A 12,600-nucleotide genomic window follows, 5' to 3' on the forward strand; every position below is an offset into this window, starting at 1 on the left:
CCTAACGTTTTACCTTCTGTCCGAGTTTGTTTTCCGTCCCGTGAATGAGCCGGTCGATATTTGCCCTGTGGCGCCATACGGCCATGACCGTAAACACACATCCCACCGCTACAAGCTGCCAGTCGCGGGGACTGCTGAAATATAAAATAAACGGGATCACCAGCACCATGCAGATGGAACCCAGTGATACATATTTGCTGATCCCCGTCACAACAGAAAAGATCAGCAAGCAGAGAAGTCCGAGTCTCCAGTCGAATGCAAAGATCACACCGCCCGTTGTGGCAATTCCTTTCCCGCCTTTAAAATGCAGGTAAAAAGGAAAATTGTGCCCGATGACCACGGCAAACCCGGTCACCAGCCAAAGCGTGGCTTCATGGGCCATTCCTCCAAACTGGGGAATTAATATGTATCTGGCAATATTGACTGCGATCAGCCCCTTTGAGGAGTCCCCAAGGAAGGTTAGCAGTGCCGCTGTCTTTCCGAGGGTTCTCAGTGTATTCGTCGTTCCGGAATTACCGCTTCCGTAATCCCTGATGTCGATATGATTGATTTTCCCAATGATAAATCCTGTCTGAATGCAGCCCAGCAGATATCCCATGGCCAGGCAGAGAAAAACACAAAGGACCATTACTTCTCCTTCCTTTCCCGCGCAATGATGTGGATCGGGGTTCCCCGGAATCCAAAAGTATTCCGTATCTGATTTTCAATATATCTGGTATATGAAAAGTGCATCAGCTGCCTGTCATTGATAAATACAACAAATGTGGGCGGCTTTACCGATACTTGTGTCATGTAGTAGAGCTTCAGCCGTTTTCCTTTGTCAGACGGCGGCTGTTTCATCGCCACTGCCTCAGCCAGAATCTCATTCAGCACTCCTGTCTGAACACGCATGGCATGATTTTCAATGACTGCGTCAAGCATATCAAAGATTTTCGGAAAACGCTGGCCTGTCTTTGCTGAGATAAAGATTAATTCTGCATAGGACATGTACGCCAATACTTCACGGATCTTGTTTGTGAACTTATAGATCGTCTTGTCATCCTTCTCCACCAAGTCCCATTTGTTGACCGCAATGATCATCCCCTTGCCCCTCTCGTGAGCAATACCTGCGATCTTTGCGTCCTGCTCGGTAATGCCTTCCGTGGCGTCGATGACCAGAACCGCCACATCACACCGTTCCACTGCGGAAACTGTACGGATGACGCTGTAACGTTCCAGATCTTCTTTGATTTTATTTTTCCTTCGGAGCCCTGCGGTGTCAATAAATACGTATTCCTTTCCGTTTTTCTGGATGACCGTGTCAATGGCATCCCTTGTCGTTCCCGCAACGTCCGATACAATAACTCTCTCCTCACCGAGCATTTTGTTGATGATAGAAGACTTCCCTGCATTGGGCTTTCCGATGATGGCGATCTTGGGCCTTTCATCTTCTTCCTCTTCCAGTGCCTTTGGATCACAGTTTTCCACGACCTCATCCAGCAGATCACCGAATCCCAGCTTGGAATTTGCAGAAACCGGGTGTGGATCGCCCAGTCCCAGGTTATAAAATTCATAGGTATCTGCCAGGAACTTGTCATAGTTGTCCACCTTATTCACTGCCAGGACCACCGGCTTTTGAGACCGTCTCAGCATGTCCGCCACCTGGAAGTCCGCATCCACCAATCCCTGCCTCACATCTACAAGAAAAATGATCACGTCTGCAGTCTCAATGGCGATCTGTGCCTGTTCTCTCATCCTGGAAAGAATCACATCTCCCGAATCCGGCTCGATCCCGCCGGTGTCGATCAGCGTAAAATTATAATTCAGCCAGGAAATATCCGCATAAATCCTGTCCCTTGTCACTCCCGGTGTATCTTTTACGATTGAAATATTCTCTCCCGCAAGTGCGTTGAACAGCGTGGATTTCCCCACGTTCGGCCTTCCCACTATTGCTACTATCGGTTTACTCATTTTTATTTCCTCTCTGTATGGAATCTCTCTTCCTAAAACTTCCGTTTGATTATATGATAATCTTTCCCTATTGTAAAGATTATATCACATTCAAAGCACAATGAATGCCCCCAAATTCCCCCGTTTTCCTTTTGTTGCCCGGTGGGAAAACAAAGCATCGCTGTTGCAGCAGGTACACAGATCGGTGATGTCCAGATTCTCCTTTAAAATACCTGCCTCCGTCAATATGATCTCGTTGGCCTTCCACAGGTCCAGCTGATACTTGTCATTTTCTTTCCTGTCCAGAAATTCTTCTTCCGGGTGTGCTGAAAATTCCTTTATGAACTGCTCTGCGACATCTTCGCTGACCTCATAGCAGTCTCTGCAGATAGACGGGCCGACAGCCGCCACAATATCCTCAGGACGGCATTCATATCCGTCTTTCATATGCATTACCATCTTTTCTCCGATCCTTCCGACCGTTCCCTTCCAGCCGGAATGGGCCAGAGCCGCCACTTTTTTGACAGGGTCAAAGAAGAACAGAGGCACACAGTCCGCATACCCCGTATACAGTGGGATTCCAGGTACATCGGTCACCAGTCCGTCCATTCCGGTCATGACTTTTCCGCAGTCTTCTTTCCCGACTGTCTTGATCTTCGTGTCATGGATCTGATTGGAGAATACAAGCTTTTTCTCGTCAAAACCTATGGCCTGCCCGATCCTGCGGAAATTTTCATCCACAGACGCTTCATCGTCTCCCCTTGCATAGCTTAAATTCATAGAGGAAAACATCCCTTTACTGACGCCTCCCATCCTGGTGGAAAATCCATGGCGGACTCCTGCCTGATCCAGTTTTCTAAACGTTAGATACGGCACCTGCCCTTCGTGCAGCACCGTAGAATGATTATCGTTTGATCTCTTAAAATGCATTTTTTATCACCCTGATCTTCTTTCCTATGATCTCTACTACATCAAATCTTGCCGGCCTGTCGAACATGCCGCGGCAAAACAGATAATATTCTGCCGTCTTTTGAATCTTTTGCTGTTTCCTATGGTCAACAGCCTCTCTCGGATATCCGAAGGCTGTATCCCGCCGGTATTTCACCTCGGCAAACACAAGATACTGTCCATCCCTGGCAATAATATCAATTTCCCCATAGCGGGAATAAAAATTTCTCTCGATGACTTCATACCCCTGAGTCAATAAAAACCGGCACGCAGTCTCTTCCTTCTCCATACCGGTCTTTCTATGATTTTTCATATGTATTTCCTTACAAAACTCTTTCGGTGAAGTGTACAGATACCGTGCTCTTTGATCGCCTCGATATGAGCCTTTGTCCCATAACCTTTATTCTTGGCGAACTGATATTGAGGATAGATCTGATCGTATTCTTCCATCATCCGGTCTCTGGTCACCTTTGCCACAATGCTTGCCGCCGCAATCGAAGCGCTCTTTGCATCCCCTTTGATGATCGGAACCTGCTCTGTTCCGATCCCCGGGATCGTCACCGCATCATTGAGCAGCAGATCCGGCTCGACCGGAAGATTTGAAACCGCCGTCCTCATCGCTTCATAGGTAGCATTTAAAATATTGATCTCATCTATGACTTTTTCCGAAGCCATTCCGATTCCGACGGCCAGAGCTTTCTCATAAATTTCATCATACAATGTTTCTCTCTTTTTGGGCGAAACTTTCTTGGAATCGTTCAGATATAAAATATCACAGTCTCCCGGCAGAATGACGGCTGCCGCTACCACAGGTCCTGCAAAAGGCCCCCGGCCCACCTCATCGATCCCGCATATATGGGAATACCCTTCGTATTCTCTCTCATAAGAAAACATCTCATACATGCGCTGCTTCTCTTTCTTCAGTTTATCTAACCGTTTTTCTTCCTGTTTTGTCATAAGTACCTCTCTATAAGATCCTTCCCGCATCTTTGAGCGGAAACAGCCTGAAAACTACTCTTCCCTGTATCTCTTTCCTGTTTATTGGACCCACTCTTATATCCCTGCTGTCCATGCTGTTATTCCGGTTATCTCCCAGTACAAAATATTCATCTTTTTTTAAGGTAATGCTGCCCTCCTCATTGACGGTAAATGTCATATGATCTTTGGAATAATCCCTGGATATCATCCGGCCGTTTATATAAACTGTGCCGCTACGGATCTCCACCGTCTCCCCGGGCATTCCGATGACTCTCTTTACCAGCTTTTCTTTTCTGTCCGCGGGATTTGGAAATACCACGACTTCAAAGCGCTTCGGGTCCCGGAACCGGTAAGTCAGCTTGTCGACCAATACGCTGTCCATATGGTGGAGCGTCGGCTCCATGGAATAGCCGGAAACCCCGGTTCTCTCCCCTAAAAATGTGATGACGAGAAAGGAAACACAAACTGCTATAAAAACAGTTGATCCCCAGAAACATAATTCAGAATAAAAACGATGCGCCCTGCGCCTTATTCGAAACGACATGTGTTTGATTACCCCTCAAAGTCAGCAGGTACTTCCAGCGTAATCTTTCCAAGCTTTCCGTTCCTGTATTCCTCCAGCAGGATGTGTGCGGCCTTTTCATAATCCAGCTGATTGCCTTTTTCTTTACAATTCCGGTTAGCCGCGATCTGTTCGAGGATTTTCAGTGTATTCTTCTCCTCTTCAACCCGGTAGCGTGCCGCTAAGATACCCGGATATTCTTTTACCAGAAACGGGATCAGCTCCATGGCCATCTCTTCCTGATTTAATATTTCTTCCTTGATAGAACCGATCAGAGCCAGATGAAGGCCTACTGTCTGATCCTCAAATTTGGGCCACAAAATTCCCGGCGTGTCTAATAACTCGATATTTTTATTCAGCTTAATCCACTGCTTTCCCTTTGTCACGCCCGGTTTATTTCCGGTTTTCGTACAGGCTTTTCCGGCCAGACTGTTGATAAATGTAGATTTCCCTACATTCGGGATTCCCGCGATCATGGCGCGGATCGGCCGGTTCTTAATTCCCCTCTTCCGGTCCCGCTCAATCTTTTCTCTGCACGCCTCCATGACAATGCCCTGCACCGCTTTTACTCCGGTTCCCTTCTGGGAATTTACCTTCCCGACAAAGAATCCCCTGTCTCTAAAATACTGTTCCCAGAGTTCTGTCTTCCTGCTGTCTGCAAGATCCGTCTTGTTCAATAAAATCAGCCTGGACTTGTTCTGAGCCAGCTGGTCGATATCAGGATTCCTGCTTCCGAATGGAATTCTCGCATCCACCAGTTCGATCACAATATCGATCAGCTTTATATTTTCCTGCATCATTCTTTTTGCCTTGGTCATGTGACCCGGGTACCATTGAAATTGCATGTGTCCTCCTTCTTTATCCAAAAGGCCAATATTTGATCCCGACCTTGCCTATGATCTGTGTCTTTTTTACATTGCCGACTACGGCGCTCCTGGAATCTTCGCTGTTATTGTAATTGTCTCCCATGACAAAATATTGATTCTTGGATAGTTTTACGCCGTCTGCTGCCAGTCCGGGAGACAGGATCTGTTCTTTTCCGAAGCTTTTGGCCTTTCTGCCGTCTACATAGACGTTCCCGTCCCTGACCTGAACCGTCTCTCCTGGGAGTCCGACCACTCTCTTTACATAATACTGCTTGTTCGTCTCGTCCTCTGACTCGAACAATATTATATCATATCGCGCCGGACTTTTCACTTTATAAATCAGCCGGTTGACCAGCCGCTTTTCTCCGCTCTCATAGGTGGGAAGCATGGAATCTCCCTGTACCGTATAACCGGCACACAGAAAACGGACAATGATAAAAGCCGCAAAAATCACGGCCAAAAAAGTCAGCACATATGCCGCGATCTTATCCCGTCTCTGCCTTTTTTTCTTCCTCATCTGATAAGTAACCGTATATCCGCTCACAGATCTCACACCCTTTCTTTAAACAAAACAGGGACAAGCTCCGGCTCGTCCCTGTGTTTTTTTGAAAAATATTATACTCTTTCTTTCACTTTCGCAGCCTTACCTACACGGTCACGTAAGTAGTATAATTTCGCGCGTCTAACCTTACCTTTGCGCACAACTTCGATCTTCTCGATGATCGGAGAATGTACAGGCCATGTTTTTTCTACGCCGATGCCGTTGGAATTTTTGCGCACGGTAAATGTCTCGCGTGCTCCGCCGTTCTGTCTTTTGATGACAGTTCCTTCAAACACCTGAATTCTTTCGCGGTTTCCCTCTTTTACTTTTCCGTATACTTTTACAGTGTCACCTGTTCTGAAATCTGCAACTTCTCTTAACTGTGCATCTTCAATACTTTTAATGATATCGTTCATGTTGTTCCTCCTTAAATCTTTTTAGATGTTCATAATACCTTGTGTAACAGAGGACCATCCTATTTATAACAACTGCTATATAATATCACAACAACTTTTTTTTTGCAAGGATTATTTACTTTTTATCGAGCAGATCCGGCCTTCTCTCCTTTGTCCTCAAATAAGACTGCTCTTTCCTCCACTCTTCAATCCTTCCGTGGTGACCTGAAAGCAGCACCTCCGGTACTTTTCTCCCCAAAAACTCCGGCGGTCTTGTGTACTGGGGATATTCCAGCATCCCGTTTTCAAAAGACTCGTACTCCGCCGAGTCTCCGTTATTCAGCACTCCCGGAACCAGTCTGGAGATGGCGTCGATCATCACCATAGCCGGAAGCTCTCCTCCCGTCAAAACGTAATCCCCAATGGAGACATAATCCGTGACAATCTCTTCTAAGACACGTTCATCCACGCCCTCATAATGGCCGCACAGAAAAACAAGTTCTTCTTCCTCTGCAAGCTCCTTAGCCATCTCCTGGTGAAACACCTTTCCCTGAGGAGTCACATAAATCACCCGGGGCTTCTTCTCCATCTTTTGCTCGATATGCTGATATGCCAGATAGATCGGCTCCGCCTGCATGACCATTCCGGCACCGCCGCCGTATGGATAATCGTCCACTTTTTTATGCTTGTCCCTCGTAAAATCCCTGATGTTTACGGCTTCCACACCGATATGTCCCGCCTCTTTCGCACGGCCTAAAATACTCGTGCTGCATCCGCTCTCGATCATCTCGGGAAATAAAGTCAAAACGTGAAACTTATTCATCCAGCAGTCCTTTCATTACAAAAACATCGATTCTCTTTTCTTCCAGAGAGACCTTTTTGATACAGTCTCTTATGGCCGGAAGCAGTACTTCCTTTCCATCATCCATTTTTACCACATACACATCATTTGCCCCTGTCTGAAGCACGTCATCCAATATTCCCAGCTTCTTTCCGGTCTCCCGGTAAACATCGAACCCGATGATATCGGCAATGAAAAACTCATTCTCTTCAAGCTTAACTGCATTCTCTCTTGTGACAAACAGCCCGCAGCGTTTATACTGTTCGATATCATTGATATTGTCAAACTCCTCAAACTTAAGAATCGGCTGGTTTTTAAAAAACTTACAGGACTTCACATGCAGAAGCTTCATTTCCCTGCCCGTATCCAGCAGTACCTCCTTCAAATCCTTAAAGCGCTCCACATCATCGGTCATCGGATACACCTTGACCTCTCCGCGGACACCGTGGGTGGAAGCGATCGCTCCTACCTGTAATATATCTTCCATAATAAACTGTATTCCTTCCTATTTGTTTTCTTCGATATATGCCTCTACGGCTTTTCTCACTTGTAAAAAATTGCTCGGGCCGTTTTCAAGAATCACCTTGTGGAACTCTTTCGTCTGGAACTTCTTGCCAAGCTCCTTGGACGCCTTGTTTCTCAATTCCTGAAATTCCAGGGCTCCGGAATAATATTTCAGATAGTATCCCGGTTCCGAAGATACGAGCCTGTAAAGCTGGTCTGCCGCAGAACTTCCATATCCCATGTCTTCCAGCATGTCTTTAATCTGGTCCAAGGTCCATCCCCGGTAGTTGACATTGATATCGACAGCACTTCCGATGGCCATATTGATCTCGTCATTGATGCGTTTCAATTTGGCCACAGACTTATCATACGGAGCATAGTCAAAGGCATGCATCTCCACATAGGAGGCCCAGCCTTCCGAGTAACCAGGAAAATCCATGATCAAACGGATATCGTCCGGATCTGTGCTGAGAAAATAATTGTTTTGATAAAGATGCCCGGGATATCCTTCATGAGCCAGGGTATTGTAAATTCCGCTCTTATCGGTGGAACCCTTGTTAATATAGATGGTATTTTCCGTCTCATCATCGATCGGCGGAATCATATAAAAAGCCGGACTCAAAGTATCTTCCAGCGCCTCCGGAACATATTTGATCTTATAATGAACTTTTTTTAACGGAGGGTAATCTGTTTTAGCCTTCTTCTCCAGATCGGCCAATACCTTTTTAGGACTGGTCATCACCGGATCAAAATTATAAAACTTTTTCTGGAGGCTCTCATCGCCCTGGATCAGATTCACCATCTGTTTGACTGAGCTCTGGAGACGGCCTGTCACACTTGAGAGCAGCTGGCTGACTGTTTTGTTTGTTCCCGTCTGCTCCTTCAAGACCAGCCGATAGTATTTTTTCCCATTTTTTAAATTGCAGACACCTCCGCTGTTTTTTCCGGTTCCCTTCAGTGACAGAATTGTCTTTTTAAAACTGCGGAATGCAGGATACACAGACTGATTCAGCAGTTTCTTATTTTGTTTTTTATAAATTATTTTCTGTTCCTTGCTGAGGCCGGAAACAGCATTAACACGTTCTTTAAATGTAGCGCTTAAAATATTTTTTTCTCCGCTTTCCTTTAAAAAGTCATCAATCTGCTTAGCCGCAGTGTCTGCTGCCACATCGGTTACATACAATCCTGCTTTAGACTGTGCTTTCAGATACTCTCCAGCCTCTTGAAGATATCCTGTAACCTGTGACAGCAGGCTGAGATAATCTTCAATATCTTTCTTTCTGTAGAATTGATATTCTGCCAGTGTCACCGGAAGATTGGACTGAATGCCGGAAATCTCCCCGATAATATTGTCATATAATGGATACCGGCTTTCTTCTATGAGCATACCCAGATAATCTTCTAATATATCATACGTAAGTTTCTGTTTTTCTGTCAGACTGCTCCTTTTGAATTTAGAAAGCTCTTCTGCTGTCTTCTTATTTTCCTTCAGCGCTTTCTTATCTTGTCCGGGAGAAATATGTCCGATGGAAACCTTCTCCGGTTTGATCCCATACTTCTCAGGATCCTTCAGCTGATAATGAAGATTCAGCGTATTTTGAGACAACGTCTCTTTTACCTGTCGGTCTAAAAATTTGTCAAACTGTTTTTGTTCCTCAGTTTTTGACTGTTCCTGGCCGGTCTTCTGACTGGTTTGTCCGCTTTTCCCCTGCTCTGTTGATGTTTTGCAGCCGCTCAGTGAAAATGCCAGCAGCAATGAGAGCAGCAGAGAAAGCAGTCTCTTTGTAAATTTCATATATTTATCCTCCCGGGTATTTGTTCCTTATGAATATTTTAAATAAACGGCAAAAGATATGCAACCTAAAAATATGATATACTATTTAAAAACTTAGTGAAAGGACAGGTACTGTATATGTCAAGAATATTAATCATCGAAGACGACAAAGAAATCCTGAAAATTCTGTCAGACTTTTTATCCGGATACGGTTTTGAAGCCGTTTGAGAAACTGACGGCCGCTGTATTTCTCAAATCATCAGACACCAAAACATTGATCTGGTACTCCTGGATCTCATGCTTCCATATAAAAGCGGCGATCAGCTCCTGAAAGAAATACGTTCCTGCTCTGATCTTCCCGTGATTGTTATTTCTGCCCGGGGAACGACTCAGAATAAAATTGATCTGCTTCGTCTCGGCGCGGATGATTATATTACAAAGCCTTTTGATCCTGTAATTATAATATAAGTTTTGTAAAGTTCCTAGTTATTTTGTATGTTATATATAACTTTTGTCATTAATTGTGGTATATTAATATATATTGTCATCAATTGTATGCACAAGTAGAAAGTAACTTTATACTTAACAAAGAGGAGGTAAGTTTGAAACAAAGTAATAGTGGTTAGAAAAAAGTAAATTGTATGGCAAACAAGCCATCTTACGGTGGCTTCAAAAAGAAAATATAGACACAACACCTAATTCATGGCAGGAACGATATCATCCTTAATGGTGTATCCACGCTGCTTTAGTAGATTAAGTGCCTGTGAAGTAGTCAATACTTTTGCTTTATTCACAGGACGTGATTCAAGAAAACTTTCTGCTGTATATGGTTTTAAATCTGAAAGTATGTGCCAGATAGCGGTCAGGAGCATACGGCAGATTGCGATAATGGCTTTCTTGTGACCACGGTGCGATTTAATACGCTTATAGCGGCCGGTTATTTCAGGATGTTTCTTAGAACGCAATAAACCATTTGCAACTTGTACCAGAATGGGTTTAATATAATTACCAGCACGGGAAATTCGAGTTGATTTGATTCTTTTGTTGCTTTGGTCATTGCGCGGACAACATCCTGCCCATGAAACGAGGTGCTTAGCTGAGGGGAAAACAGACATGTCACCTCCGATTTCAGAAAGGATTTGAATGGCAGTCATTGGATTTTTATCAAACCCGGGAACTGTACGAATTAGATCAAGAGCGGCCTGGTATTTATCAGAGAGACGAAGGATTTCCCGTTCTATTTCTTCCAGATGCTTTTCTAATTCGTCGATATGATTGAGGCACTGACGAAGTTTAATGGCCTGCTCAGGAGAAATAGCTCCGTCAACAGCGGCTTGGATTTCTTCCATAGGTGTTTTACATCGACTGTCTACAAAAGGTGCCACATCAAATATTTCCCCTGGATGAGCGAGCATATATTCTGTGATGGAACGAGAAGATTTCCCAAACACGTCACTGAATACATCATCTAATTTAAGATTAGAAACAGTAAGACAGTTTTTCGCACGGTTCTTTTCGCCGGTAATCATACAGGTGAGTTTGAACCGGTATCTTACTAAATCCCTTAAATGACGAATGTCAGCGGGTGGAATAAAGGAAGGTTTGATCATTTCACACATGAACAAGTCGCAAATCCATTTCGCATCCTTTCGGTCGGTCTTATTTCCTTTTTGAGGTTTTGTATATTTTGGATGAGCAAGAATCACAGAATTATTTGCCTTTTCCAAAACATTAAATACAGGGATCCAATACTTGCCGGTAGATTCCATACAGACTTCAGAACAGTTATACTTTGCAAGCCAATCACACAGTTCCTTCAATCCTTTGGAAAAGGAAGAGAAACGAGCTTGTTTGTAATCGGTTCTGCCGTTTGAATCGGTGATGCCAATGCATGCGTAGATCCAGATTTTGTGGACATCAAGTCCACAGCAGTTAAAACGAAATATTTAGAAAGACAATAAAATAACCTCCTGAATTTTATTGAGATAAAACCGACAGGGACTGGTCATCCGGCAAAATCGAGTCGACTTTGGAAGAGATAAGTTTACGGGCTACGGAATGCGCCATTCATTGATGCCTTAACGGATGACCGACGACTTATATTTATGCGAGGTTGCCGCTATACAGCCCCGCCACTCACCTCCACGTGTTCTGTAGTGTGTCGGTTTTATAAAAGAAATTTTATCAGAAGGGGAATAGAATTGAAAAGCGAAAAGTAGTGACAGGGTTTCATAACCCCATCGGTGCCTTTCGCAGAAAGGTGGTTTATATTTATGAAAAAGAAATTGTTTTGTATCATTCTGGTATTCTCTATGATAATACCAACGCTTACGATTCCGGCAGCCGAGTCTTGTCACCATGAGTGGAGTGAATGGGATACTACGACTGAACCTACATGCAGTGATACCGGAGAGAAATCGCGCTGGTGTTATCTTTGCTATGAAAACCAGACTAAAACTGTCCCTGCAACGGGTGAGCACTTATGGGATGACTGGTATACTGTAAAAAAACCAACCATCCGTAAAACAGGGCTGAAACAGCGTGAGTGTCTTGAATGTTATAAAATACAGTCAAAGAAAACTGCAAAATTAAAACCATATGTAAAGTTTACAAAGAAAACCGTAAAATTAAAAGTCTCAAAAACCTATAAGCTGAAAATAAAATATGCAAAAGGTGATTCCGTAAAGAAGTGGAAATCCAGCAATAAAAAGATTGCCACTGTCTCAAAAAAGGGAAAAGTAAAAGCAAAAAGAAAAGGCACTGCCAAGCTCACTGTAACTATGAAGTCCGGCAAAAAAGCAACCTGCAGGATTAAAGTTTCTCCTAAAAAGAAGTCTTCAAAAAAGAAACATACGGAAACAGTTTATTGGACTCCTGGAGGTTCTGTATATCACAGCACCATAGACTGCCCGACTTTGGGCCGTTCCCGAACAATTTATCACGGCTCCCTGTCTTCCTGTCCTAAGAGCAGGCCCTGCAAAGTCTGCCACTAACCGCACAGACAAAAAAATCAAAGAATGGCTTATTTATGCGCTCCAGGCATATCTAAGGCATTCTTTGATTATCCTTCATTTTATAATGATATTTACATTTGCATTATAGGACTAAATCGAGTAGGGGAGATTAAATCTCCCCTCTCACACCACCGTACATGCCGTTCGGCATACGGCGGTTCAACATAACTTCAAAGCATGACGTTCCATGTAATAATCGTAGCAACTCACAAGCCCTGCCTGTTTCAGCTTTTCTTTTGAGATTGCCC

General features: G+C 44.1%; 15 protein-coding genes. 2 read left to right on the forward strand and 13 right to left on the reverse strand.

Features of this window, described 5'->3' with window-relative positions:
• Position 1: 1 nt before the first annotated feature.
• The 12 genes from plsY to QGT46_RS12565 form a co-directional block, all read right to left on the reverse strand.
• Positions 2–628 (reverse strand): glycerol-3-phosphate 1-O-acyltransferase PlsY, encoded by a 627-nt coding sequence (plsY, locus tag QGT46_RS12510; protein WP_095142978.1) that lies wholly within the window; start codon positions 626–628, stop codon positions 2–4.
• Positions 628–1,950: a ribosome biogenesis GTPase Der gene (der, locus tag QGT46_RS12515; protein ID WP_095142979.1), complete on the reverse strand. Its 1,323-nt coding sequence runs from the start codon at positions 1,948–1,950 to the stop codon at positions 628–630. The genes plsY and der overlap by 1 nt, the downstream gene beginning before the upstream one ends.
• A 90-nt stretch (positions 1,951–2,040) precedes the next feature.
• Positions 2,041–2,859, reverse strand: a complete 819-nt coding sequence (gene pgeF, locus QGT46_RS12520; protein ID WP_095142980.1) for a peptidoglycan editing factor PgeF — start codon at positions 2,857–2,859, stop codon at positions 2,041–2,043.
• The gene (locus tag QGT46_RS12525; RefSeq protein ID WP_095142981.1) at positions 2,849–3,190 is read right to left on the reverse strand and encodes a YraN family protein; all 342 of its coding nucleotides are present in this window, start codon (positions 3,188–3,190) and stop codon (positions 2,849–2,851) included. The genes pgeF and QGT46_RS12525 overlap by 11 nt, the downstream gene beginning before the upstream one ends.
• Positions 3,187–3,834, reverse strand: coding sequence for a ribonuclease HII (locus QGT46_RS12530; RefSeq protein ID WP_235824643.1), 648 nt, complete (start codon positions 3,832–3,834; stop codon positions 3,187–3,189). The genes QGT46_RS12525 and QGT46_RS12530 overlap by 4 nt, the downstream gene beginning before the upstream one ends.
• Positions 3,835–3,844: 10 nt before the next feature.
• The gene (lepB, locus tag QGT46_RS12535) at positions 3,845–4,399 is read right to left on the reverse strand and encodes a signal peptidase I (protein WP_148459986.1); all 555 of its coding nucleotides are present in this window, start codon (positions 4,397–4,399) and stop codon (positions 3,845–3,847) included.
• Between the two features lie 8 nt (positions 4,400–4,407).
• Positions 4,408–5,262: a ribosome biogenesis GTPase YlqF gene (ylqF, locus tag QGT46_RS12540; RefSeq protein ID WP_095142984.1), complete on the reverse strand. Its 855-nt coding sequence runs from the start codon at positions 5,260–5,262 to the stop codon at positions 4,408–4,410.
• A gap of 13 nt (positions 5,263–5,275) precedes the next feature.
• Positions 5,276–5,827, reverse strand: coding sequence for a signal peptidase I (gene lepB / locus QGT46_RS12545; protein WP_287518262.1), 552 nt, complete (start codon positions 5,825–5,827; stop codon positions 5,276–5,278).
• A gap of 71 nt (positions 5,828–5,898) precedes the next feature.
• Complete coding sequence (gene rplS, locus QGT46_RS12550) at positions 5,899–6,240, reverse strand: 50S ribosomal protein L19 (protein ID WP_006567393.1); 342 nt, start codon at positions 6,238–6,240, stop codon at positions 5,899–5,901.
• Between the two features lie 115 nt (positions 6,241–6,355).
• Positions 6,356–7,042, reverse strand: coding sequence for a tRNA (guanosine(37)-N1)-methyltransferase TrmD (gene trmD, locus QGT46_RS12555; RefSeq protein ID WP_024727917.1), 687 nt, complete (start codon positions 7,040–7,042; stop codon positions 6,356–6,358).
• A complete protein-coding gene (gene rimM / locus QGT46_RS12560) occupies positions 7,035–7,547 on the reverse strand; it encodes a ribosome maturation factor RimM (protein ID WP_006567395.1) in 513 nt (170 codons plus the stop codon). Before rimM ends, trmD begins: the two co-directional genes overlap by 8 nt.
• An 18-nt stretch (positions 7,548–7,565) precedes the next feature.
• On the reverse strand, positions 7,566–9,359 hold the full coding sequence (locus QGT46_RS12565) for a DUF885 domain-containing protein (RefSeq protein WP_148459985.1): 1,794 nt from the start codon (positions 9,357–9,359) through the stop codon (positions 7,566–7,568).
• A gap of 225 nt (positions 9,360–9,584) precedes the next feature.
• On the opposite strand from QGT46_RS12565, the gene QGT46_RS17345 reads away from it, so the two are divergent.
• Positions 9,585–9,806 (forward strand): response regulator transcription factor, encoded by a 222-nt coding sequence (locus QGT46_RS17345; RefSeq protein WP_268876125.1) that lies wholly within the window; start codon positions 9,585–9,587, stop codon positions 9,804–9,806.
• 227 nt (positions 9,807–10,033) lie between these two features.
• Here the strand turns inward: QGT46_RS17345 and QGT46_RS12575 are convergent, their stop codons facing one another.
• Complete coding sequence (locus tag QGT46_RS12575) at positions 10,034–11,284, reverse strand: IS110 family transposase (protein ID WP_148459984.1); 1,251 nt, start codon at positions 11,282–11,284, stop codon at positions 10,034–10,036.
• 327 nt (positions 11,285–11,611) lie between these two features.
• Here QGT46_RS12575 and QGT46_RS12580 point away from each other — a divergent pair, with 327 nt between their 5' ends.
• Complete coding sequence (locus QGT46_RS12580) at positions 11,612–12,331, forward strand: Ig-like domain-containing protein (RefSeq protein ID WP_148459983.1); 720 nt, start codon at positions 11,612–11,614, stop codon at positions 12,329–12,331.
• The last annotated feature ends 269 nt before the right edge of the window (positions 12,332–12,600 follow it).

The organism is Anaerostipes faecis (genome assembly GCF_910574135.1).
GTDB classification, from domain to species: domain Bacteria; phylum Bacillota; class Clostridia; order Lachnospirales; family Lachnospiraceae; genus Anaerostipes; species Anaerostipes hominis.

Bases quoted from the DNA above. Each gene is read 5' to 3' on its own strand.
- QGT46_RS12565 (WP_148459985.1), bottom strand. From the start codon at position 9,359: ATGAAATTTACAAAGAGACTGCTTTCTCTGCTGCTCTCATTGCTGCTG.
- QGT46_RS12525 (WP_095142981.1), bottom strand. From the start codon at position 3,190: ATGAAAAATCATAGAAAGACCGGTATGGAGAAGGAAGAGACTGCGTGC.
- ylqF (WP_095142984.1), bottom strand. From the start codon at position 5,262: ATGCAATTTCAATGGTACCCGGGTCACATGACCAAGGCAAAAAGAATG.
- lepB (WP_148459986.1), bottom strand. From the start codon at position 4,399: ATGTCGTTTCGAATAAGGCGCAGGGCGCATCGTTTTTATTCTGAATTA.
- plsY (WP_095142978.1), bottom strand. From the start codon at position 628: ATGGTCCTTTGTGTTTTTCTCTGCCTGGCCATGGGATATCTGCTGGGC.
- rplS (WP_006567393.1), bottom strand. From the start codon at position 6,240: ATGAACGATATCATTAAAAGTATTGAAGATGCACAGTTAAGAGAAGTT.
- der (WP_095142979.1), bottom strand. From the start codon at position 1,950: ATGAGTAAACCGATAGTAGCAATAGTGGGAAGGCCGAACGTGGGGAAA.
- QGT46_RS12530 (WP_235824643.1), bottom strand. From the start codon at position 3,834: ATGACAAAACAGGAAGAAAAACGGTTAGATAAACTGAAGAAAGAGAAG.
- pgeF (WP_095142980.1), bottom strand. From the start codon at position 2,859: ATGCATTTTAAGAGATCAAACGATAATCATTCTACGGTGCTGCACGAA.
- QGT46_RS12580 (WP_148459983.1), top strand. From the start codon at position 11,612: ATGAAAAAGAAATTGTTTTGTATCATTCTGGTATTCTCTATGATAATA.
- trmD (WP_024727917.1), bottom strand. From the start codon at position 7,042: ATGAATAAGTTTCACGTTTTGACTTTATTTCCCGAGATGATCGAGAGC.
- rimM (WP_006567395.1), bottom strand. From the start codon at position 7,547: ATGGAAGATATATTACAGGTAGGAGCGATCGCTTCCACCCACGGTGTC.